Raw genomic sequence first — 812 nt, 5'->3', positions numbered from 1 at the left:
GACTTCGTCGCGGTCGCCGGCGGTTGGAAACATTTGACACGGCCTGCCTATGCCTAGGCCATCGCAGTGCATTTGGCACAGCCGTCAGCCGGAGCGGCGTGCCAAAGACCTGACGCAATCGGAAGTGCTGGCGCTGATGTGCATTGCCTACTTCCAGCCGATCACCCGCGCCGAACTGTCGTCCTTTTTCGGCAAGGAGATTTCTCGCGACCTGATCGGCCATCTGCGCGGTGCGAAGCTCATCGCCTCCGGCCCACGCAGCCCGACGCTTGGCGCGCCCTACACCTATGTCACCACAAAAGAATTCCTGTCGGTTCGTCCGGAGCACTTCTCCGGGGTTGTCACGTTGTCTGGCGCTAGGTGTGTGGTCCCGGACTGTGATGGTGCATCATTGATCCTGAGTCGTCAGGATGAGGATGTGCTATGGCAAGTGTTCTTCACGGCAGCGCCCGCACGACGCCGCATCTTCGAGCCGAGTTCCAAGCGTCGCAAGAGAGCACCCGGTCCCTTGCCGCCCGCTACGGCCTGAACCCCAAAACGGTAGCCAAGTGGCGTAGCCGGACCACGACGGTCGATGCGCCGATGGGGCCTAAGGCGCCCCAGAGCACGGTGCTGACGCCGGCCGAGAAAGCCATGGTGGTCTGGTTCCGCCAGAAGACGCTGTTGCCGCTGGATAATGTGCTGGGTTGCCTGAGAGATACGATCCCAAACCTCAGCCGCAGCGCCTTGCACCGCTGTCTCCAGCGCCATGGCATCTCCCGGCTGCCGGTCGAGACCGTCAAGGATCGGCGCAAACGGTTCAAGACCTACGA

General features: G+C 62.3%; 2 pseudogenes. Both read left to right on the top strand.

Features of this window, described 5'->3' with window-relative positions:
* Nucleotides 1-529: pseudogene (gene scpB, locus CEV33_RS24750) on the top strand (SMC-Scp complex subunit ScpB); the annotation flags it as partial.
* Nucleotides 424-812 (top strand): annotated as a pseudogene (locus CEV33_RS00900) (IS481 family transposase); the annotation flags it as partial. The pseudogenes scpB and CEV33_RS00900, both read left to right, overlap by 106 nt.

The organism is Brucella grignonensis (assembly GCF_002252505.1).
GTDB lineage: Bacteria > Pseudomonadota > Alphaproteobacteria > Rhizobiales > Rhizobiaceae > Brucella > Brucella grignonensis.
This window is presented reverse-complemented; position numbering and strand designations above follow the sequence as displayed.